This window comes from Sporosarcina cascadiensis, from assembly GCF_009650995.1.
GTDB classification, from domain to species: Bacteria; Bacillota; Bacilli; order Bacillales_A; family Planococcaceae; genus Sporosarcina; species Sporosarcina cascadiensis.
The window spans coordinates 185,640-206,522 of sequence record NZ_WHVV01000003.1 but is presented as its reverse complement, the minus strand read 5'-3'; the positions used below and the strand labels follow the sequence as shown (position 1 = coordinate 206,522).

General features: G+C 43.2%; 20 protein-coding genes. 8 read left to right on the top strand and 12 right to left on the bottom strand.

Annotated elements, in window-relative coordinates; all coding sequences use genetic code 11:
- Positions 1-49: 49 nt before the first annotated feature.
- Positions 50-442, bottom strand: a complete 393-nt coding sequence (locus GDZ68_RS04930) for a hypothetical protein (protein ID WP_153721148.1) — start codon at positions 440-442, stop codon at positions 50-52.
- A gap of 117 nt (positions 443-559) precedes the next feature.
- Between GDZ68_RS04930 and fabG the strand changes: the two genes are divergently transcribed.
- A complete protein-coding gene (gene fabG / locus GDZ68_RS04925) occupies positions 560-1,303 on the top strand; it encodes a 3-oxoacyl-ACP reductase FabG (RefSeq protein ID WP_153721147.1) in 744 nt (247 codons plus the stop codon).
- A gap of 481 nt (positions 1,304-1,784) precedes the next feature.
- Here the strand turns inward: fabG and GDZ68_RS04920 are convergent, their stop codons facing one another.
- The 3 genes from GDZ68_RS04920 to GDZ68_RS04910 form a co-directional block, all read right to left on the bottom strand.
- Positions 1,785-2,204, bottom strand: a complete 420-nt coding sequence (locus GDZ68_RS04920) for a cupin domain-containing protein (protein ID WP_153721146.1) — start codon at positions 2,202-2,204, stop codon at positions 1,785-1,787.
- A gap of 66 nt (positions 2,205-2,270) precedes the next feature.
- The gene (locus tag GDZ68_RS04915) at positions 2,271-2,750 is read right to left on the bottom strand and encodes an OsmC family protein (RefSeq protein ID WP_194841061.1); all 480 of its coding nucleotides are present in this window, start codon (positions 2,748-2,750) and stop codon (positions 2,271-2,273) included.
- A gap of 30 nt (positions 2,751-2,780) precedes the next feature.
- The gene (locus GDZ68_RS04910) at positions 2,781-3,377 is read right to left on the bottom strand and encodes a TetR/AcrR family transcriptional regulator (RefSeq protein ID WP_153721144.1); all 597 of its coding nucleotides are present in this window, start codon (positions 3,375-3,377) and stop codon (positions 2,781-2,783) included.
- Positions 3,378-3,487: 110 nt separating this feature from the next.
- Here GDZ68_RS04910 and GDZ68_RS04905 point away from each other — a divergent pair, with 110 nt between their 5' ends.
- Positions 3,488-4,039 (top strand): hypothetical protein, encoded by a 552-nt coding sequence (locus tag GDZ68_RS04905; RefSeq protein WP_153721143.1) that lies wholly within the window; start codon positions 3,488-3,490, stop codon positions 4,037-4,039.
- Positions 4,040-4,130: 91 nt separating this feature from the next.
- The gene (locus GDZ68_RS04900) at positions 4,131-4,916 is read left to right on the top strand and encodes an SH3 domain-containing protein (protein WP_153721142.1); all 786 of its coding nucleotides are present in this window, start codon (positions 4,131-4,133) and stop codon (positions 4,914-4,916) included.
- Positions 4,917-4,967: 51 nt separating this feature from the next.
- Here the strand turns inward: GDZ68_RS04900 and GDZ68_RS04895 are convergent, their stop codons facing one another.
- On the bottom strand, positions 4,968-5,588 hold the full coding sequence (locus GDZ68_RS04895) for a HutD/Ves family protein (protein WP_153721141.1): 621 nt from the start codon (positions 5,586-5,588) through the stop codon (positions 4,968-4,970).
- 216 nt (positions 5,589-5,804) lie between these two features.
- On the opposite strand from GDZ68_RS04895, the gene GDZ68_RS04890 reads away from it, so the two are divergent.
- Positions 5,805-8,360 carry a CBS domain-containing protein gene (locus GDZ68_RS04890; protein WP_153721140.1) on the top strand — a complete coding sequence of 852 codons (2,556 nt, stop codon included), beginning with the start codon at positions 5,805-5,807 and terminating at the stop codon, positions 8,358-8,360.
- Positions 8,361-8,483: 123 nt separating this feature from the next.
- Here GDZ68_RS04890 and GDZ68_RS04885 read toward each other — a convergent pair whose 3' ends face one another.
- Positions 8,484-9,404 carry an HNH endonuclease gene (locus tag GDZ68_RS04885; RefSeq protein WP_153721139.1) on the bottom strand — a complete coding sequence of 307 codons (921 nt, stop codon included), beginning with the start codon at positions 9,402-9,404 and terminating at the stop codon, positions 8,484-8,486.
- 633 nt (positions 9,405-10,037) lie between these two features.
- Between GDZ68_RS04885 and GDZ68_RS04880 the strand changes: the two genes are divergently transcribed.
- The gene (locus tag GDZ68_RS04880; RefSeq protein ID WP_153721138.1) at positions 10,038-10,778 is read left to right on the top strand and encodes an SH3 domain-containing protein; all 741 of its coding nucleotides are present in this window, start codon (positions 10,038-10,040) and stop codon (positions 10,776-10,778) included.
- A gap of 517 nt (positions 10,779-11,295) precedes the next feature.
- Here GDZ68_RS04880 and GDZ68_RS04875 read toward each other — a convergent pair.
- The 6 genes from GDZ68_RS04875 to GDZ68_RS04850 form a co-directional block, all read right to left on the bottom strand.
- Entirely contained in the window at positions 11,296-11,940 is a 645-nt protein-coding gene (locus tag GDZ68_RS04875) for an FMN-dependent NADH-azoreductase (protein WP_153721248.1), read from the bottom strand.
- 125 nt (positions 11,941-12,065) lie between these two features.
- A complete protein-coding gene (locus GDZ68_RS04870) occupies positions 12,066-13,874 on the bottom strand; it encodes a M3 family oligoendopeptidase (RefSeq protein ID WP_153721137.1) in 1,809 nt (602 codons plus the stop codon).
- Between the two features lie 151 nt (positions 13,875-14,025).
- Positions 14,026-14,454 carry a cupin domain-containing protein gene (locus GDZ68_RS04865; protein WP_153721136.1) on the bottom strand — a complete coding sequence of 143 codons (429 nt, stop codon included), beginning with the start codon at positions 14,452-14,454 and terminating at the stop codon, positions 14,026-14,028.
- Positions 14,455-14,528: 74 nt separating this feature from the next.
- The gene (locus GDZ68_RS04860; protein WP_153721135.1) at positions 14,529-15,356 is read right to left on the bottom strand and encodes a phosphoenolpyruvate hydrolase family protein; all 828 of its coding nucleotides are present in this window, start codon (positions 15,354-15,356) and stop codon (positions 14,529-14,531) included.
- An 18-nt stretch (positions 15,357-15,374) separates the two neighbouring features.
- Positions 15,375-16,583 (bottom strand): Tm-1-like ATP-binding domain-containing protein, encoded by a 1,209-nt coding sequence (locus GDZ68_RS04855; protein WP_153721247.1) that lies wholly within the window; start codon positions 16,581-16,583, stop codon positions 15,375-15,377.
- A gap of 119 nt (positions 16,584-16,702) precedes the next feature.
- Entirely contained in the window at positions 16,703-17,899 is a 1,197-nt protein-coding gene (locus GDZ68_RS04850) for a phosphoenolpyruvate hydrolase family protein (RefSeq protein WP_153721134.1), read from the bottom strand.
- 354 nt (positions 17,900-18,253) lie between these two features.
- On the opposite strand from GDZ68_RS04850, the gene GDZ68_RS04845 reads away from it, so the two are divergent.
- From GDZ68_RS04845 to GDZ68_RS04835, 3 genes are read left to right on the top strand one after another with little or no spacing between them, the layout of a single operon-like run.
- Positions 18,254-19,240: a polysaccharide deacetylase family protein gene (locus tag GDZ68_RS04845; RefSeq protein ID WP_153721133.1), complete on the top strand. Its 987-nt coding sequence runs from the start codon at positions 18,254-18,256 to the stop codon at positions 19,238-19,240.
- 51 nt (positions 19,241-19,291) lie between these two features.
- A complete protein-coding gene (locus GDZ68_RS04840; protein ID WP_228551013.1) occupies positions 19,292-20,560 on the top strand; it encodes an MBL fold metallo-hydrolase in 1,269 nt (422 codons plus the stop codon).
- Positions 20,561-20,563: 3 nt separating this feature from the next.
- Positions 20,564-20,839, top strand: a complete 276-nt coding sequence (locus GDZ68_RS04835) for a DUF3006 domain-containing protein (protein ID WP_153721132.1) — start codon at positions 20,564-20,566, stop codon at positions 20,837-20,839.
- Positions 20,840-20,883: the final 44 nt, after the last annotated feature.

The following is a 20,883-nucleotide window of genomic DNA, read 5'->3' as shown; positions in this document are numbered from 1 at the left end:
TGCAGACAAACTCTGTGAAGATTTGTCTGCAGTCTTTGCTCTTATAATTTCACTTTTCAAACATCGCTTCCATCAACTCTTCCATTTCTTCAGCCGCCTGCACTTCTGCCTCCTGAATGGCGTCCAGTTCACCGCTTTCCATCGTTTCCACACTGAATTTCTGCGTTTTTTCTTCCACACAGCTGACGTAGATTTCGTATGCTTCTTTCAGTGCGCCGCCTTCTTTTTCAAACGCAGCAGGAATTTCCAGGCCGTTCATCTCCGTTTTAATTTGCTTAAATTCTACGACTTTCTTCAGCCACTGCTCCTTCATTGAAGGAATATCCAAATTCCCCTGCTGAATGAATTCCTCAGAAATATTTTCGTATTCCTCTGAAGCAATAATCAGCCGCTCGTGCAATGTAATGATTTTCTGTAAATAAACTTTTCTGCTGATGGTCATTTTATCATCTCCTATTGAAATTATACACCACACGAAAATATTTAATCAGTATGAATCACCATTCATTTATGGTAAAGTTACCTTACTATTCTATTAATATAACAAGGAGTGTGGAAGATGGGTAAATTATCGAATAAAGTGGCAGTCGTCACGGGGGCGGCTCAGGGGATCGGCGAGAAAATTGCGGAGCGGCTGCTGGCAGACGGCGCTTCGGTCGCCATGTTGGATGTGAATTTAGAGAAACTTGAACAGACAGCTATAGAACTGGATGGTTCTGGGGAAAGAGCCCGTGTCTGGAAGTGCAACGTGGCGGATGCCGCCGAAGTGAAAGAAACATTTTCTGCCATTTATGAGCAGTTCGGCAGGGTTGATATTTTGGTGAATAACGCAGGTATCACGCGGGATTCATTCTTCCATAAGATGACGGCAGAGCAATGGAATTCGGTCATGGATGTGAATCTAAACAGCATGTTCTACACTTGCCAGGCCGTAATCCCCGGCATGCGCGATCAGCAATACGGAAAAATCGTCAACGTTTCCTCCTCTTCCAGCTGGGGCAATATGGGGCAGGCCAATTACAGTGCGTCCAAAGCCGGTGTCATCGGATTGACGAGAACGCTGGCTAAAGAAAATGGCAGCAAGCAGATTACTGTGAATGCGATTGCTCCAGGACAAATTAATACCGACATGACAAGAGATCTGCCGGAAGATGTCAAACGAATGGCTACAATGCTGACACCGGCAGCCCGCATGGGAAATCCCGCAGAAGTGGCGTCGGTTGTTTCTTTCCTGGCCTCCGATGATTCGAGTTTCGTAAACGGAGAATGCATTAGCGTCAGCGGCGGGTTTTTGATGGTGTAGACTTTTGCGAAATGTCATGAAACGTGCGCTGCGGCCGGCTTTTGGCGCGCAGCAGAGGTGTTTTGGTGCGGCAAAACTTGACTTACGCGCGCGAGCATCCTACTTTGGTGCGCGCAACGGCGGCTTTCGCGCGTTTGAGCGCTGTTTTGGCGCGCGGGGGGCTGCCATCAAGATTCCAAGAAGAATAAAAATTACGCTATGATCACCCGCGGGACGAATATGATCAAGTTTGCGGATGCTATGATCACGCGCGGGGACTGTATGAGCAGTTGGCCGGGCGCTATGAGCGTGCACGCGGAGTCTATGATCACAAACCTGTATTGAATGATCAAATTGCAGAAAGTTGCACAGCAATTTTCTGCTTGGCACAGCAGAAGTTTCCCCCTTATTCCGCTACATAAAAAGCGGCCCCAAAAGTCTTCTCGCTCGACTTTTGGGGCCGTTTCTATTTTATGCAGATTGCACTGCTTCCGAAAGAACGTTATTCATTCGGATCATTTTCTGCGTCCTGATGCGTTTTATGCACCGTGCCTTTTACATGATCAGGCGTTCCGTAGATGGAATACAGTTTTAACGGCTTATCGCCCGTATTCGTAATGTTGTGCCACGTATCTGCCGGAACGATAATGACGTCATCATCGGAGACTTTGCGCTCGAAATCCAACTGATCCTCTTTCGGTCCCATCTGACAAAGCCCTTTGCCTTCTTCCACACGCAGAAATTGCTCAATTCCATGATGGATCTCCAGACCGACATCATCATTCGGCTGAATACTCATGACTGTCACCTGAATTTTATCACCCGTCCAAATCGTTGTCCGGAAATTTTCATTTTTCAAAGTAGCTTCCTCAATGTTCAGCACATATGGTTCTTTTCCGTGATCCTTGTAATCAATTGTCATAATATATCGACCTCCTATATGTATACAATTCTCTTAAAAAGGGGTCTCTAAACATTTATACGGAAATTATATGATATGGAGCTTTACGCGCTCAGTCAGACTAGACAGAATCGGCGAGCGCTCTGCCGCAATGGCTGCGACTTCGGCTACCTTTCCTTTATATGCAGATGAATGCACCTTCAAAGTAATCATCGGCTTCGTTATCCCGCTGTTGCCTTCTTTGATTCCCAAGTATTCCGCCTTGTTGACAGTCCCGTAAAAGACCACTTCTGCGGAATCCACTGTGATTCCCTGATTGAAAGCTTCCATATGAAAGATTACGCCAAAACTGCTGGCTGCGGCAGCGACCATGAGTTCAACCGGCATCACCCGCTCTTCTCCGGGCTTCAGTAAACCTTTGAAGTTCATTTCCTGCAGATCTTTCACTTCCAATGAAACGAGCTCACCTACCACATATTTACAAATCCCTTGCCACTCGCTGATTGCCAAGGAAGGATTTTCTTCTATCTTTTTCTTCATTTCCATCATGATTTCTACTCTGCTCATATGCATTTCCTCCAGTTTGGGTATAGCTTCTTAAAATAGCGCCGGAATGCACAGCGATTCAATATGATATCGAATGGTTTTCCGAACCCTTTCCGCATCAAGCCGCTCAGGTTCCAGCAGTGCATGGATCGCAATTCCGTCGATTAATGAATAGAGTCGCTCCACTTCCAAATCCAAATCAAGGCCGTCTTTTAATATAGCCGATCCATTCAAATAATCTATCACTTTTTGAGCCCCCTCCCGAATACTGTCATCCGGTATCGGCAGCTCCTCTTTTCGATGATTCACATACGCAATGAAAGCAAACCAGACTTCCATCTCTGCCCGCGTTTCTTCATTCAGCGGCACGATCTCGTAAAGCACCGCCAGTACCATTTCTTTTGGCGGCAGTTTTTGTCTGGCAACTGCTTCAATTCGGGCAGTCGCTCTTTTCTGCACGAGCGTCATTGCATAGACCAGCAAGTCATCCTGGGTCGAAAAATAATGACGCAGCGCTCCAAGCGAGAGCCCTGCCTCCTCCGCAATATTCCGTACTGACGCCCCTTCCATCCCTTTATCCAAAATGACACGCCACATCGCCTGTGCAATTAATTCTTTACGCTCTTCATAATTTACTTGTTTTGCCATATAACTAGTATAGTCTACAATTTGTTTTATAACAATACAGTTGTATTGAAAGGTTTGCCGTGATACGATAATAAAAACAATACAACTGTATTAAATAAAGAGGTGATAGGATGAATTTCATTGCTTGGACGATTGTTGCCTGTGAAATAGGCTTTTGGGTGGTCATCTTGACGGGACTTATTACGCGTTATTTCTTTAATAAAAAACGCCTTGGATTGTTTTTTCTGGCCTTGACTCCAGTCATTGACCTGCTATTGATTATCGTAACCGCCACAGATATGTACAATGGCGCCACAGCGACCCAAGTTCATGCCATTGCTGCAATTTATCTGGGAATCTCCGTCGCATTTGGTAAAAGCATGATTCAGTGGGCGGACGAACGCTTTCTTTATTACATTAAGAAGCAGGGCACAAAACCCCAAAAGAAAACGGGCTATGCGCATGCACGGCATTCCTTGAAAGGTTCCCTGCAGCATGTGCTGGCATTTATAATCGGAGGCGCTTTTCTTGCGGGGATGATTTATTTTGTTGCAGATGCCGATAAAACGGAGGCTTTGTTGCAGATGCTGAAACTTTGGGCTTTGGTTGCAGCCATTGACGTCGCAATCTCTCTTTCTTATTTTTTCTGGCCGCGTGCTGAAAAAGTAAAAAAATCTACGTAAAAAGCCCATTCATTGCGAATCGGCTTTTGTTTTGTTGTTTTATTTCTAAAACTTGTTCTAGTAATGCGGTTAACTGCATAGACTTACATGTATGGGACAATTAATAGGAGTGAAGGAAATCAGAAAACTAATATCGATCATGATGCTGCTGTTACTTGGCATCTTCTGCACAGTACCATCACAAACTGCTTCGGCAGCACAGACAACAGAAATGCATGTAAATGCAAAGGGAGATATCTTTTTGCGTGCAAGTCCAGCTCAACATGCCGATAAGCTGGGTACTGTTAAAAACTATTCAAGCGTAACCGTCTTATCTTCCTCAAACGGATGGTCATATATCCAAGCCGGGAAATCTAAAGGTTATGTGTATACATCGGCGTTATCCAAGAAAAACGCTGCACCCGCCACTGTCACAAAGGGATTGACACCTGTGAATGGATTAATCCTCACCTATTCACCATCTTTTCTCGAAGATAAGAGGGAGAAATTCTATGTGGAAAAAGAAGATGAGTACACTTTTTTATACAATAAGAAGAGCCCAGTTTATCCGGAATTGTCCAGCTTCACATATATTGAAGATCAATATGGGCTGATCATGGGGGTATCCAGTTCAGACTTCCTCTTCGTACATGTTCCTTATCCTTTAACACAAGGTACGTATACAACGCAGATGGGTTTCACAGAAGAAGAGCGGGTCCTGGTAGAGAGCACAACAAAAACGATAAAAGTAAAAGCCGGCAGTTTCCGAAATGTCGTCATTCTTCGTTACTCTGACGGCTCCCGGGAGTATCTTGCTAAAGGTATCGGGATAATTAAGAGTACTGCCGGCAACGGAAAAATTATCACCGAGTTGGTATCTGTAAAGGCTGGAAAATAAACAATAAAAAATCGCTGTCCCCACTTTTCTCGGGACAGCGATTTTTCTGGTTCAGTCATTCGGTACCACGCCGGCTCTAATAACTTTCGCTTCGACATCAGCTTTATTGAAAACTTTGATAGTAATACCCCTGTCCAAACCCTCGCTGTGCATCAGAAATAAATCACCGTTCTCTGCATCAAACTCTTCCTTATCATTAACCAGCAGACAAACCGGGCCGCTTACACAATAAAAAGCCTGAACAATTTGGCGTTTATCCGCATTTGAACTGACTGTTTCGTAATGACTGTCTTTTTCAATCGTAATGGCGTCCAGTTCACCGTCGCAGCCTTCTCCCAGCATGAGATTGAAATCACGCACTTTTCCATAACTCCGCGTAGTCCATCCACCATTGAACCGATCCTGTTCATAAGGCGTTAAATGGACGCGGTGATGTCCTTCATGCTGCAGTGTCATTTCCCCTTCGATCACCATAATTAGTCTGTCTATATCAGGCAGCGGTGTGAAATCAGATTCTTCTGCTTCAACTTGGGCTGTACTAATTCTCCACAAAAAATTTCGCTTGGTATATTGTGCATCTTCAGGATAAATGGCTAGCTGCGTAGTATCGCCGCCAGACCATTCTTTCGTTATTTGCTCATCTTTTTTTATCAGTTGTACGGAATAGGACATATCTACTATTCTCCTTTTTCATTTTATAGAGTTGCATGCGTATAGGGCACAACGACAGCATTTCAAATTTGTCGGAAAGTTTTACCGGTAATGAAACAAGATGTTGTTGTAGAATAGAACTATCCGCTATCTTTACTAAGAAGATATTTCTATATAATACGAATGAAAATATTTCATATTCTACGCGTTTCATTCATTTAAAAGGAGGAACTGTAATTGCAAATTATTATATCACATGTAAACACCGACTTTGACGCACTTGCCTCCATGATTGCGGCAAAAAAGATCTATCCCGAAGCGCAGCTGGTGATTTCCGATAAGCTGGAAACCCGGGTGCAGCGCTTTTTGAATATTTACCGGGACATGTTTGACTTCATTGCAAGTGCGCATATCAAATGGGAACAAGTGACGGAAATGATTATTGTCGATGTCGCGTCACTGTCCCGGATCGGCAGTCTTCCACAGGACTTTGATCCGAAAACACGAAATATTATTGTCTATGATCATCATCCGAAAGGTGAAAAAGATGTTCAGTATGATGAAGGAGTTGTAGAACTGACAGGGGCTGCCGTCACGCTGCTTTTGGAAGAGATTCAAAAACGCGGGCTGCCTGTCTCGAGGTTTGAAGCGTCTTTATTCGGGCTGGGGATCTACACGGATACGGGGAATTTCACGTATAACAATACGACAACACGTGATTTTCAAATGGCGTCCTATCTGCTGGGACAAGGAATGAATATGGAAATAGTCCAGCGTTTTTCAGAACAAACGCTGACAACGGAACAGCAGCATTTATTGGACAATCTCCTGTCCCATACGGAAATCCATGAAATAGACGGACTGGAGATCGCGGTTTCCACATTTGAACTGGAAAAATTCCAAAATGGACTCGCTTTGCTGACGAGTAAACTGCTCGGCGTCAAAGGGACGGATGCGGCAATTGCCGTCGTCAAAATGAAAACGACTGTCGTTGTGGTCGGACGTGCCAATTCCGAACGGATCACGCTGCTGCCTATCTTGAAAAAGCTTGGAGGCGGCGGACATCAGCACGCTGGCTCGGCCACGGTAAAAAAAGGTGACAAGGAAGCAATTGTCAGCCAGCTGATCGACGATTTACATCTGATGCTGAAACCTGCAATCACTGCAAAAGAATTGATGAGCAGTCCTGTAAAGACACTCTCTCCCGACACAACGATTGAAGAGGCCGGCCGTCTCATGTACCGCTACGGGCATTCAGGTTATCCAATTGTTGAAAATGGCCATTTAACCGGGCTCATCACCAGACGGGACCTGGATAAAGCCAATCATCATGGGCTGGGGCATGCGCCGGTGAAGGCGTATATGACAACCAAAGTGTATACAATAGGGCTGGATGCTTCATTGGAAGAAATTCAGGAGCTTGTCATTGCGCATAATATCGGACGCCTGCCCGTTATCGCAGATGGAGAACTTGTGGGAATTGTGACGAGGTCCAATATTATCGAAGTACTGTATAGTGATGTTCTTGCGGATAAAATCATCGAAGAAGGCCTGACAGCAATAGAACTTGCTGAAAAAATGAATAAACAGCTGCCTGAAGATGTCTGCCGGCTGCTGAAGGAAATCGGCAAAACTGCAAGTAAAATGAGTATGCCAGTTTATTTAATCGGCGGGATTGTTCGGGATATTTTGCTGAACAGACCAAATGATGATATTGATATTGTGGCTGAAGGTGATGGAATTCATTTGGCAAGAGGGTTACAAAAAGCTTATGGCGGAGTAGTGCTCGAGCATGAAAGCTTCGGAACTGCAACTTGGACTCATCCGACAGGGTTGTCGATTGATGTTACATCTTCAAGACTGGAGTACTATGAACAGCCAGCTGCCTTGCCTGAAGTTGAAAAGTCCGTCCTGGAAGATGATCTGCAGCGGCGTGATTTCACAATCAACGCGATGGCAATCCGGCTCAACGAAGAATCCTTCGGTGAATTGATTGACCCGTTCGGCGGACAATATGATCTTCAAAGACAAACAATTAAAATTCTTCACAATCTCAGTTTTGTCGAAGACCCGACTCGTATATTCCGGGCCATCCGCTTTGAAGGCCGTTTCGGATTTTCGATGGACGAGCAGACTGAAAAGTTGGCCTTGGAGTCCATCGACAAAATGAAACAGTTGACAACACAGCGTATTAATGAGGAAATGATACGTTTGTTTAAAGAAGGCAGACCGCCGGAAGTCATCCGCCGTCTTTTTGAACTGAATGTCTGGCAGCAATTCGGCGTTAAGTCGGATCGAATGGAATCTTCCTGTACAGCTGCAGAAGCAGTGCAGAAACTGTACGGTGAGAAAGAACAGCCTGTCTGGTTCAATTACTTTTTAATCCCGTTTTATTGCGATTCCAAATTGTACGCGGCGGAAAGATTTGCACTGACGAAGCCGGAGCGGAAACTGATTGAAGAAATCAAAGATCTGTTAGGAAATGAAAAGTGGAAACAGACACAGCACGCAGGTGAATTGCATTTCTTTTTACACGCCTTTTCTAATGAAGCCATCTTGTTTATTTTGGCTGTGGGCACAGGAGAACAGCAGGCAGTCCGAGACTATTTAGAGAAGAGGCGAAGCCTGAAGAAATACTTGACAGGTGCCGATTTGATGAAAGCAGGGATTAAACCCGGTCCTCTTTTTTCTGAACTTTTGCTGAATCTCGAAGCAAGCCAGTTGAATGGAGAAGTCTCTTCAAAAGAACAGGCAGATCAATGGCTGGAAATATACTTATGTAAAGATGAATGACAAATAAACGCATGGGTGCCTGTGTGCGAAACAAACAGGAAATTTTCAACTTTCCTGTTTATTTAAATAATCGTGAATGTTTAAACAAACGCGATTGTTTGGTGCACAGGCACCATTTTCTTTTCACTGTTTAAATATATGCTTCTTATGCCATTTCAGATAAGGCTTGTTGTTCTCGGTTCTGTTTACTCTCAACTTTGTGTGAAGACCGTACTTTTCGTAGTCTTCTTCAGGTATTGCAGTTGAAATATGGATCTTGCCTTGCCCGTCAAATGCAATGTGCCCGTTCTGATAAAGGGCATCGTGGTTACGGCAGAGCAGAATGCCGTTGTTAGGATTGATGCGTTCACTGGCTGTGCAGTCTTTCCAAGGTTTTGCATAACTTGCTTGAAGAAGTTCCGGCAGCTTTATTTCGCACAGTGCACATTGATCATGCCATAGCGGCAAGAGATCTTTTCGAAATCGCTGTTGTCCTACTCTTACTTTAGTTTTCGTTTCTGATTCGGTTTCAGCAAGAAGTGGAATTAGAAAATCGTGTTCAGTCTTTTGCACCGTGCCCATCACAAATTCCAACTGTTCTTCATCGATTTCGTAAATGTTCAGATCCGCAATCAGCTCGACCAGTTTGATTGTAAGTTCTTCATTGCACGGATAAAGATAGCCCTGATTGCCATTGGCATTATCTTGAAACGGAGAATACAATTTTGGCAGGAGCGGAAGGATTTCATCAAAAGAATCAGCGATCATTAACGGCTTATCAAGTTCATAGTACTCGACCTCCACTAAATAGCCTTTCGCGTTTTCACTGTCGGGAAGCGGGATAGTAATTGGCTTGTATTCTTCTCTATATCCCGACTTCGCTACACTGATTGCCACAATATCCCCTTTAACATAATGAAAAATACGATCCCCCTCGACTACTTCTTTCATCCGTTCCCAGAAATGATGAACATTGCCTATACTGTCCTGCTGCAATGAAAAGAGGATACCTAATTCTTTCTCTTCGTGGTAGGTGCGCCCTTGCATCACTATGTAACTTTCCATGTCTTTTCACTCCTTTACGGGCATCTGTATTTATTCTCCTTTCATTATATAGTAAAAGGTACCTGCGCAAGATCATATTCTGAATGAATCGTGCACGGATACCTTTATTTATTGTTTTTCCACTGCGCCTGATGCCTCTGCAATCCTTCTTCTCCGTATATCATACGCACAAAATGTTCTTCTGCCTGTTTCGTCCGGATATTAACGGCGAACTTTTGCTTACAGTCTGTACTGTTACAGAACTCCCGATCTCCAATTGCTTTATGGGCTCTGTCTCGACAAATCCTTAAACAGATTCATTATTTGCGCTTACGGCTGCAGCGGTACCATAATGGCTGGAACTGCAACAGCCGTTGCTATAGCTAGATGAAATATATGGTTTATTTTCATTTATAATCCTCACGTGTCTAATAAGGACCGTACAGACGAAGAATTTTGATAAAAGTTTCATGATAGAGATTTACTTTTTTCATTAACAGGTAATTAAAATTAAACCAGTGAAGACTTTGGATTTTTCGCTAACCAGCTTGCTATTATATTTGGCTGAATAGTATGATATAAGAGTATAGGTCTACTGATAGATATTGGTCTATCGATTTACATATGCGTTACTAGAAAACGAGGAGTGAAATTATGAAAAAAAATGTGTTTATGATGATGTTATTATGCTTCGGATGTTTCCTGGCCCTGTCTCCACAGCCGGTTGAAGCCGCAAAATCTACCGAGATGTATGTTAGTGCAAAAAGTGATATTATTCTTCGCGCTAAACCCGCACAAAATGCTGCCAAGCTGGGTACGATTAAAAACCACACAAAGCTGAACGTTCTATCGGCGTCAAAAGGATGGTCATATGTACAAGCCGGGAAAAGCAAAGGATATGTCTATAGTTCGGCATTATCCAAGAAAAACCCTGTAGTTGCTCCGACAACCGTCACGAAGGGTCTGACACCGGTAGATGGCTTGATTCTTACGTATACCCCATCTTTCTGGGATGATGAGAGAGAGACATTCCATGTAAAGAAAAACGGCAGATTAACAGAGCTATACAATAAAAGCAGCCCGCTATATCCTGATTCAAGCTATCTTTATTCTGAAGGCCGAAATGAATTGATGATGGGTGTAAACAATTCGGATGTTATTTTCGTGGATGTTGCTTATCCGCTAAAACAAGGTACGTACACAACCGGTAGAGTCCTTGTAGAAAGCACGACCAAAACGATTAAAGTAAAAGCCGGCAGTTTCCGAAATGTAGTGATTCTACGTCATCCTAACGGTGCACGTGAATATTTAGCAAAAGGTATCGGTATTATTAAAAGTGTAAATGGTTCTGGACAAACAATTACCGAGTTGGCATCTTATTCAACAGGCAAATAAATATGAAAATCGCTGCTCCAGATTGAACGGGGCAGCGATTGTTTTAATTATTGAGAAAGTATTCGTATAGGAAGAAACAAGAAAGCCTCTTATACTTGGTTAATACTTACAAATCCAAACAACCAACCTCTTCCTGAAGTCGCTCTATTTCTGTGTCGTCTGGCTTATTCATCGCAGCCAGCTACAGCCTTGAAGATATTTCTGAATGGACAAACCATACCCACTTATGCAATCCAATATCAAGACGTTTTGCCAGTAGTTACATTGAAAATGCTTTACCCCACTCTTGTTCGAAGCAATCAAACGAAAGTCTGAACCGTTTTGCATGCCCGCATAAACGCCTGCCGAATTAACCATTCACCAAAATTATCCCTTTTCCTGAAATGCGTGTACAGGCAGCTATTGGCTGACTGTTATATGTGCATACAAAAAAAACGATATCAAACAGGCTCAGCCCGATGAATATCGTTTTTTTGTTAGAGTTGAATTTCTGTAATACATTTAGTAAATAAATGATTTACGCGTGAACTGCCATTTCCAGCAAACGTTTTGCCGAAGCTTTCACTTCTTCCATACCGTCAGCAATAATTTCCATTGCTTGGTCCGGCTTGGCATTATGCCCCTCAATTACGACTTCATCGATGATTTCCATTCCGAAGACGCCGCCAAATACATTGCGCATATACGTAACAGCCATTTCCATCGGAGCCGTCTGAGGTGCTGAATAAATACCGCCGCGGGCATTTAAGAAGATCGCTTTCTTATCTGTCATCAAGCTGATCATATTGCCTTCCGCATCATATTTGAAAGCGAAGCCTGCAGCATAGACATAATCGATGAATGTCTGCAGTTTAGCAGGGATCGTTAAGTTCCATAATGGAAATGCAAATACGACAACGTCGGCAGCTGAGATGGCATCCATTGCTTTTTGTTTAGCAGCCAACAGGCGTGATTCGACATCAGTCAGCTCTTCACTGTTCTGCACTTTACCGAAAGCGTTAAACAATTCCTGGCCAAAATACGGCGTATCCTCTTCAAATACATCGTATGTTACAACGTTTACGTTTTTTTCTTCTAATTCAGCCATGAACGTTTCATACATTTTACTGGAAATCGCTTCAGTGGCTGGACGGTTATTTGCTTTTACAACTAGAATATTCATCATTTATACTTCTCCTCTTATGTCTAAAAATATACTGCTTTTTTATTATAATCTACATTAATCAATTAGGTAAGTACGCACTTTAAAGTGGTATAGTATCAAAAAGTATACTGTACGAATTCACCTTATTTCTGCAGCCGATCAGTCAACTCAATGAATTCTACCACATCTTTTCCGACAAGCTCAATTCCGGCTGTCCAGAAATCTTCTTTCGTAATATCCGCACCGAGATGTTTCTTCGCCAGCTCTTCCACTTTCATGGATCCAGTGTCTCGCAGTAAGGCAATATACTTCTCTTCAAATCCTTCAGGGGATTTCAAGTATTCCGCATAGATCCCCAAGCTGAACAAGTAACCAAATGTATAAGGGAAATTGTAAAACGGCACACTGTCGATAAAGAAGTGCAGCTTGGCGGCCCAGAAATGTGGATGATAAGAAGAAAGACTATCACCGAATGCTTCTTTTTGCGCTGCGGTCATTAATTCATTCAAACGTTTCTCTGACACAATTCCTTTTGCACGTTCCTGATAAAACTGATCTTCAAATAAGAAGCGTGCACGGATATTTAAAAACATTGCCGTAGCGCCTTCTAATTTATTCGCTAAAAGAGAGATTTTTTCCTCATCGGTTGCCGCATTTTTCACTGTAGCATCCGCAATAATTGTCTCCGCAAATGTACTGGCTGTTTCTGCCACGTTCATGGCATAGCCCTGATTCATTTCAGGTAAATCTTTCATAACGTAACTGTGAAAAGCATGTCCTAATTCATGTGCTAATGTACTGGCATCACTTGGTGATCCGGTAAATGTCATGAATATACGGGACTCTTCAAATTCAGGTAAACTCGTACAATAACCGCCTGGACGTTTATTCGGACGGTCTTCCGCTTCAACCCAGCGATTTTCCAGTGCATGCTTGGTAAACTCCGTCAGTTTCGGACCAAATGAAGCGAAGTGCTCGATAATAAAATCAGCCGCCTCATCATAAGTGAAACGTGTGGGTTTTGTTTCGCCTGCCGCAACTGGGGCGTCCACGTCCTGCCAGCCCAACTTTTCCATGCCCAATAATTTCGCTTTTTCATCTAAGTACTCAAGAAACTTGTGTTTTTGCGTATCGACTGCTGACCACATTGCCGCCAGCGTCTGTTCTGTCATACGGTTGTATTCAAGCGGTTCTTCCAAATGACCTTCTCTGCCGTGAGCTTCCTGCAATGTTAAGCGGTAACCGGCTAAATGGTTCAGAATGTCTGCAAATACGGGACCATTCTTAGACCATACCTTTTCCCATTCCTCAAAAAGTCTACCGCGCACTTTGGGATCTGGATCTGCATACATTTTGTTCATTGCCTGTCCAATAGATAAATCAGCAGTTTCGCCATCTTCGTTTGGAAAAGGAACTGTCATAATAGAGCCGACTGTATTATATAAATCGCTCCACGCAGCGATGCCGTCTTTATTTAATTTAGCAATCAGCTTCTCTTCCTCTTCAGATAACAGACGTTTGCCTTGTTCCCGTATTTCATTCAAAGAAAAACTAATTTCGTTTAATGCGTCATCCTGCAGCAGTTTAGTCCAATGTTCGTCTGTAATGGCCACAAGTTTTTTAGTGAATATCGTTGCGAGCTGCTGGATTTCACTGCTCAGTTCCATTACCTGGCCGTTGACGACACTTGCATGTTCATCATCCATAAAGGCATCTCGCCACATATTGACAAATGTAGCCACTTGGCCCAAACCTTTTCCGATTACTTCCTGCTGCTTTAATATGACCTGCAATGCAGATGCATCTTCGGCGGGCTCACTATTCCATCCCTCTAGCTGTTTCGCATACTGTGCAATCTCTTCTTTTATAGAAGAGATTTTAGTTTGTACTTCCTGAGAATTTGTCCCGCCTTTAAATACCGTTTCTAAATCCCACGTGTCATGATATTTCAATTTAACTCACTCCCTTATCTATCTATTGTAAACTTTATGTCACTTTCAATTCCACTTTCCAAATCCGTGAATACAGCTTTCCCTAATGAACCTCAGCATACGAAAAAGCGCATGACTGTGATTTGTCATGCGCCGTAGACTGTTGTATAGGTTAAAACTCAGGAAGTTCACCAGGCTTCAGTACTGTGCAGGCCGGATCTGCTCTTAGAACAGTCTCAGGACCGTGCGGACTGTAGATGGCAACTAACTTCAGTGTCTCCCATCCTGTGTTAATCGTGGAGTGATAAGACCCAGCCGGTATATGCACACACATGCCGGCTGTTATTTTAGTAGGAGCGCCGTCATCTACTGTCTGCTCGCCCTCGCCTGACACGACATACAGCACTTCCTCTTCTTCAGGATGATTGTGCCGGTCATGTCCTTTTCCGGGTTTTAAATTTACAATGCCCATGCTGAATTTCTGTGCATTCGTTACACGTGGCTCACTGAACCACTTCAATGTTCCCCAATCAAACATCTGAGTTTCCACATCTTCCGGATGAATATAGCGCAAATTTCCCGTTTGGTTTTCTTGGCTCATGTTATCTGCTCCTTCTGCCGAAATTTTATTTGCATGCTTCTGCATCCAATATTATAAAAGTGAGACCTTACTTTTTACTTCTTCTTAATATCTTTAAATCTTTCCGATTGTTCTTTAATTCCTTTTTCTGCCGCGAAACGTTCAATGCTTGAGGCACCAAAGAATCCGACAATCCCATCCACTCTTTCAATTACATAAGCCGCATCCTCCGGCTCTGCAATCGGTCCACCGTGACAGATGACCATAATATCAGGATTGACTGACTTACCAGCGTCCACAATACCTTGAATGCGTTCCACACAGTCGTCTAAAGTCAGGGCCGTTTTTGCACCGATCGTTCCTTTCGTTGTTAACCCCATATGAGCCACCAGCATATCGGCACCAGCTTCAGCCATTTTTTTCGCCTGCTCCTCATCAAATACATAAGGAGTGGTCAGCAGATCCAACTCGCTGGCCAAGCGGATCATTTCGACTTCCAGATCGTACCCCATCCCGGTTTCCTCGAGATTGGCACGGAATGTTCCGTCAATCAGCCCGACTGTAGGGAAATTCTGAACTCCGTGGAAACCTTGATCTTTAAGCTGTGCCAGGAATCTGCTCATGACCCGGAATGGATCTGTTCCGTTTACTCCCGCAAGCACAGGTGTATCTTTTACGATCGGCAGTACTTCATTCCCCATCTCGACAACGATTTGATTTGCATCTCCATAGGACAATAACCCGGCTAATGAACCCCGGCCCGCCATACGGTAACGTCCTGAGTTGTATACGATCAGCATATCCGCCCCGCCGGCTTCACTGCTCTTAGCCGTCACCCCGGTCCCTGCGCCTACTCCCAATAAAATATTACCTTCATTGACTTCTGCTTTAAAACGGTTAAGAATTTCTTGTTTTGTTAACATGTTTTTTTGCTCCTTTCTTTACTTTTCAAGTAGTTTGATCAATTGTGCAGCAGCAGCTATTGCAAATTCCTGACTGTTTATATCTGTATCCAGTTCAATGATTTCTACTTTTTGTTGATCTATTTTTTCTTTCAACGTGTCAAATAACACTTTATTTTCATTTGGCCCATAAAAAGCTTGACCCTCGACGTCCAGACCCGACAATCCTTTTAACGGTAATAACAAGACTGTATCTTTCTCGGCCATATTTAATTTTTCTGCAATTACTTCGCCGATTTGCCTGTTTTCCTCAGCCGTTGTCCGCATCAGCGTAACAGTCGGATTATGCTTGTAGAAATTCCGTCCTTCAAATTTTTCTGGAATGGAAGCAAAAGGCCCAAAATTCACCATATCCATTGCTCCTACCGAAACAACTTGAGGTATTCCTCTGGCTGCCGCCGCTTCCAAACGATGAGGACCAGCAGCCAGCACACCGCCGACCAGTTCATCTGCCCATTCCGTTGTCGTAACGTCCAGTACACCATCGATGAAGCCATCTGCTATGAGACTTTCCATCGTGCGCCCGCCAATACCAGTAGCATGGAAAATCAGGACTTCATATCCTTTGTCCTCAAGATAGACTTTCGCCTGATTGATGCAAGGAGTTGTCAGACCGAACATAGAAGCAGCAATAAGCGGCTTTTTTTCCACTTCGGTATTGCTTTCAAATTTCACCATGCCCACTATGGCAAACACTGCATTGGAAAATATTTTTGTTGAAATGATATTTAAACCGGCAACATCCACTACGGAAGGCATCATAATAATATCGCTCGTGCCGATATAAGGTTCTGTATTTCCTGAAGCAACGGTCGATACCATCAGTTTAGGCACACCAATCGGCAGCGCTCTCATTCCAGACGTTACGATGGACGAACCCCCAGTACCCCCAAACGACAATACGCCATCAAAATTTCCTTCTTCATATAATTGCGGCAGCAAAATTTCCATTCCTTTGGCAAGTACTTCCGTTGCATTCGCCCGGTCTCTTTTAGCGGCAATCTCCTGAATGTCTTCACCCGCTGCCTCTGCTACTCTGGCATTCGACACATCCGGTTCAAACTCCGCGTCAAATACACCTGTATGAATAGTAAATGTACGAGCACCCAACGATTCGATTAGTTCTTTAACAAATAAAAACTCTTTCCCTTTAGAATCAAAAGTTCCGGCTAAAGCAATTGTTTTCACCATGAAAACACTCCTCTTTCAGTTTATTTTACAAAATAAACGATCTAGAAAACTCTATAATTCTTACTATTTCAATAATAGCGCTTTCATAAGGAAATTGGCATGTCTTTATGTTAGGGTTAGTTGTCGTTTCGTTTTTTATCTAACATTTCTTTAGGTGATATACCTTTATACTTTTTGAAGATTTTGCTGAACTGAGAATAATCCTGATAGCCTGTCATTTCTGCCACTCTATTCAGCGGCAGATTTTCCAGCTCTATTATTTCCAGTGCTCGATTCAGGCGGTATTCAATCAAGTACTGCGTGAATGAAATGCCGACCTCTTTCTTAAATAGGGTACTTACATAGGATCGGGACAGATTCAATATTTCTACAATCTCATTCAGTGTGATTTCATTCATATAATTCAAACTGATATATTTCTTTATAAAATCAATATAATCTTCGTGATTTCCTATCCCGTTCATCACTTTCCTAATCAATTCATCGTAATGAAAATCATTGGTCTGCTTAAATGATTTTGTAATCTCGATTAACATTTGCTCTGTGGCAATCCGTTCAAAAACAGAACCTCCGATATATCCCATAATATTGGTGCCATCATACATAAATTGAACATCTACCGGTTTATTGACCGGGCCTCCGTAGACCATTTTAATAATATTCGTGTTCAGTTCATCGCAGCGGTCAAAAATTTTCACAGCCAACTTTTTGGCAGACTGCAGAGATAAAATGTTTTTGGCTCCTAAAGTACCGCCCTGGGTCAAACCCAAATGTACACAAATAACATCTGCACCTGCGTTGATCATCGATACCGCCTGCTCCTCATTGAATACAAATGCTACGGTAAACAACTCTTTTTCACTTGCTATCCGTATGGCTTCTACCTCAAGAGCATATGAAATCCCCTGCTCCTCCAGCGATTCCCCGAAAATGCCATCAAACAGTCCGACGCTCGGAAAATTATTAATGCCGGCAAATCCTCTGCTCTTAATGAATTCAATATAGTTGTCCAACTGAATAGTTGGATCTGTAGCACATAAACCAAAACAAATAGGGATATCATTTATCCTTGGAATCAGTTCTTTCGATGCGAATTCCATTACGATCTCGTTGCTGTTTGCATACGGAAGAAAACCAGTCAATGAACTAACTCCCATTTGCCGAAAACGCCCTGAGCTTAACGCCAATATAAAATCAGCACCGCCTTCCTCCGCATATTTGGCCGTCATTCCATTTCCGGCGGCAACCCCCACCAGCTTTCCGTCTTTTTTCAACCGTCTTTTTAATAGATCTGCTACATCAAATTTATTCATCACATATACTCCCACTTAAAAGTTCCAAAACTCCAAACTTACTTCAAAGAAAAAAACACCCCTTCATCAAGCAGTAGACCGGAAGTGACAAACCAACCTGAAATACCATTTAACGAGAGACGTTTTGAAGGAAATGCAGTTTGAATCAATTTCTTACTGATTACTATAGCACACTTGATTTTTCGAGATAAGTAACAGCTAGAACTCTTTTATAAAGTAATACAGATTAGTTAAAAATCGCATTCCGTACTGCTTTTGTCTGCTTAATAAAAATGCTGATACCGTGAAAGCATACTAATTCAAGTGCAGGAAATACTAATCAGTAATACATTTACGAATAAAGGAGTTGGAAAAGTGAAACATCTAAGGCTGATTTCAATTTTCATTTGTATGGGGATACTATTCTTAGGTTTTTCCACAAAGTATTTTGAAGTAGATGCTGAATTAACGAATACTGCCTCCGCATCAAAAACTGGTAAAGACCCGCTGACCATCGAGCTAGAATCATTTAGTCAAGAACATCATATACCTGCGGTTGACGCAAAAGTCGACCGAGTCTGGAAGGCCATTCCCGGCTATAATGGATTGGAAGTAGATATAGAAGCCAGTCATAAAATTATGAAAGCTAATGGCAAAATGGACAAATCAAAAGTAGTCTATAAGGAAACTTCGCCTGCTGTTCATTTGGAAGATTTAGGACCCCATCCTATTTTCAAAGGAAACCCGGATAAGCCAATGGTGGCCTTCTTAATTAATGTTGCATGGGGCAATGAATTTATTCCTGAAATTTTGGATGTACTGAAGGAAAATAAAACGAAAGTCTCCTTTTTCTTTGACGGAAGCTGGGTAAGAAATAATCCTGATTTGGCAAAAATGATTTTTAAGGACGGTCATGAAATTGGCAACCATGCATACAGTCATCCCGATTTGCAGCGAAAATCGGAAGTTGAAACGAGCGAAGAATTAAAAAGGACAAATGATATCATTAGTAAAACACTTGGAATCGAATCGCCAAAGTGGTTCGGTCCGCCCAGCGGCAGTTTTAATCAGCAGACTGTTGAAGTCGCCAGTCAGCTCGGAATGCATACAGTTTTATGGACAGTGGACACAGTTGATTGGAAAAAGCCCGCTACTTCTGTGATGGTGAACAGAGTAGTAACTCAAGTAGAGAATGGCTCGATGATATTAATGCATCCAACGAAACCCGTAGCGGAAGGAATAGGAGCCATGATTACACAAATTACTGAACAAGGCTATCGTCTCGGAACTGTCAGTGAATTGATGAGTGAAAAACGTGTGATAATCAAAAAAGATGGCCCCGTACCCCCTCTTTCCCAATAAAAATTTGCAAACTGCTATAATATAGCTATCTTTTAAATAGGAGGATGCAGAGTGAAAAACAGGTTATGGGCATCATTCCTTCTGATTTTATTGCTGTGGGGCTGCAGTACAGGCAATCCTGTGCAGGAAAAAATCGAAGATGCAGCAGATCAAGCGAAGAAAGAACAAAGCGAACCCATGCCGGTCGGACAGATCGGCGGCAGTGAAACCGCTCCTTTGCCCAAGGCAGAGGAAACAGAAATTGAAAAGGATGCTTCTCCCTTACAGTCAAGCGATGACTTGGAGGAGTTGACCGTTCATTACATCAATGCGGGCCAGGCAGACGCCGCACTGTTGTCTTTCTCTGAAAACGGTGAGCAATTCAGGATATTGATTGATGCGGGAAACTGGAACTCGACTGACGTAGTGAGTTATTTACGCGAACAGCATGTAGAACATCTCGATATTATAGCGGGCACCCATCCGCACGCCGACCATATCGGGCAGATCGATAAAATCATTGAACAGATCGAAACGGATGAAGTCTGGCTTTCCGGAGACACCGCCAACTCCAAAGTATTCAGCCGCGTGCTGGATGCAATCGAACTGAACGACACCGGCTATTACGAACCTCGTGCAGGCGATGTATTCGATGTCGGCCCAATGGTGATCGAAATCTTTAACCCAAATGAAATCAACGGTGACGTGCATGAAGGGTCCCTTTCAATGAAACTGACGTACGGTGATGTGTCCTTTTTGTTCACAGGAGACGCTGAAGTCCAGACCGAACAGAAAATGATCGACAGTGGATACGACCTGAAAGCGGATTTCCTGCAGCTCGGGCATCACGGCTCCAAAACATCCACTTCCCTGCCATTTTTAGAGGCAGTCGATCCAAAAGTCGCGATTATTTCAGCTGGAGAAGACAGTCAGTACGATCATCCGCATGAGGAAGTCGTCTCACGGGTAAAGGCGAAAGGCATCGACATCTATGAGACATCTGTACACGGCTCGATTGTCGTCGTGACAGACGGAAGTACGTATACAGTCGGGACAGTTAAAGATGATAGTACGAGAGATGAACCTGCAGGCACACCGGAAGAAAAACCTGTGGAGAAACCTGCAGAAAATCAAGCAGCTCCCTCGGCCGACTGTATCGATGTCAACAGTGCTTCGTATGAGGAACTGATGAATATTACACATATCGGACCTGCCAGAGCAAAGGATCTGATAGAATTACGGCCGTTTGCAAGTGTAGAAGATTTGAGCAGAATAAAAGGTATCGGGCCCGGCAGGATTGCAGATATCCTCGCTGAAGGCGCAGCCTGTACAGGAGGGTGAAAAATGGAGCGGAGAGAAATCGGATACATTGACCGCATGGAAGACGGACGCTTTGCCGTCCTGCTTGTGGAGGATACAGGCGAAGAATTCATTGCGGATGTCACCGCCTTGCCGGAAGGCGCAAAAGAAGGCGTCTATGTAACGATCACTTTGGTCAGTGATAAAATTACGGAACTGGTGATTAACAGGCAGGAAACCGAAGTGATGGAAAAGAAAATAGAAGAGCAGTTGAAGAAAGTTAAATCACGTTCGAAGGGAAGTCGGTTCAAACGCGGGTAGTGCCTGCTGACCGAATTCTATAAAAAAGTACCAGCTTCTGATCA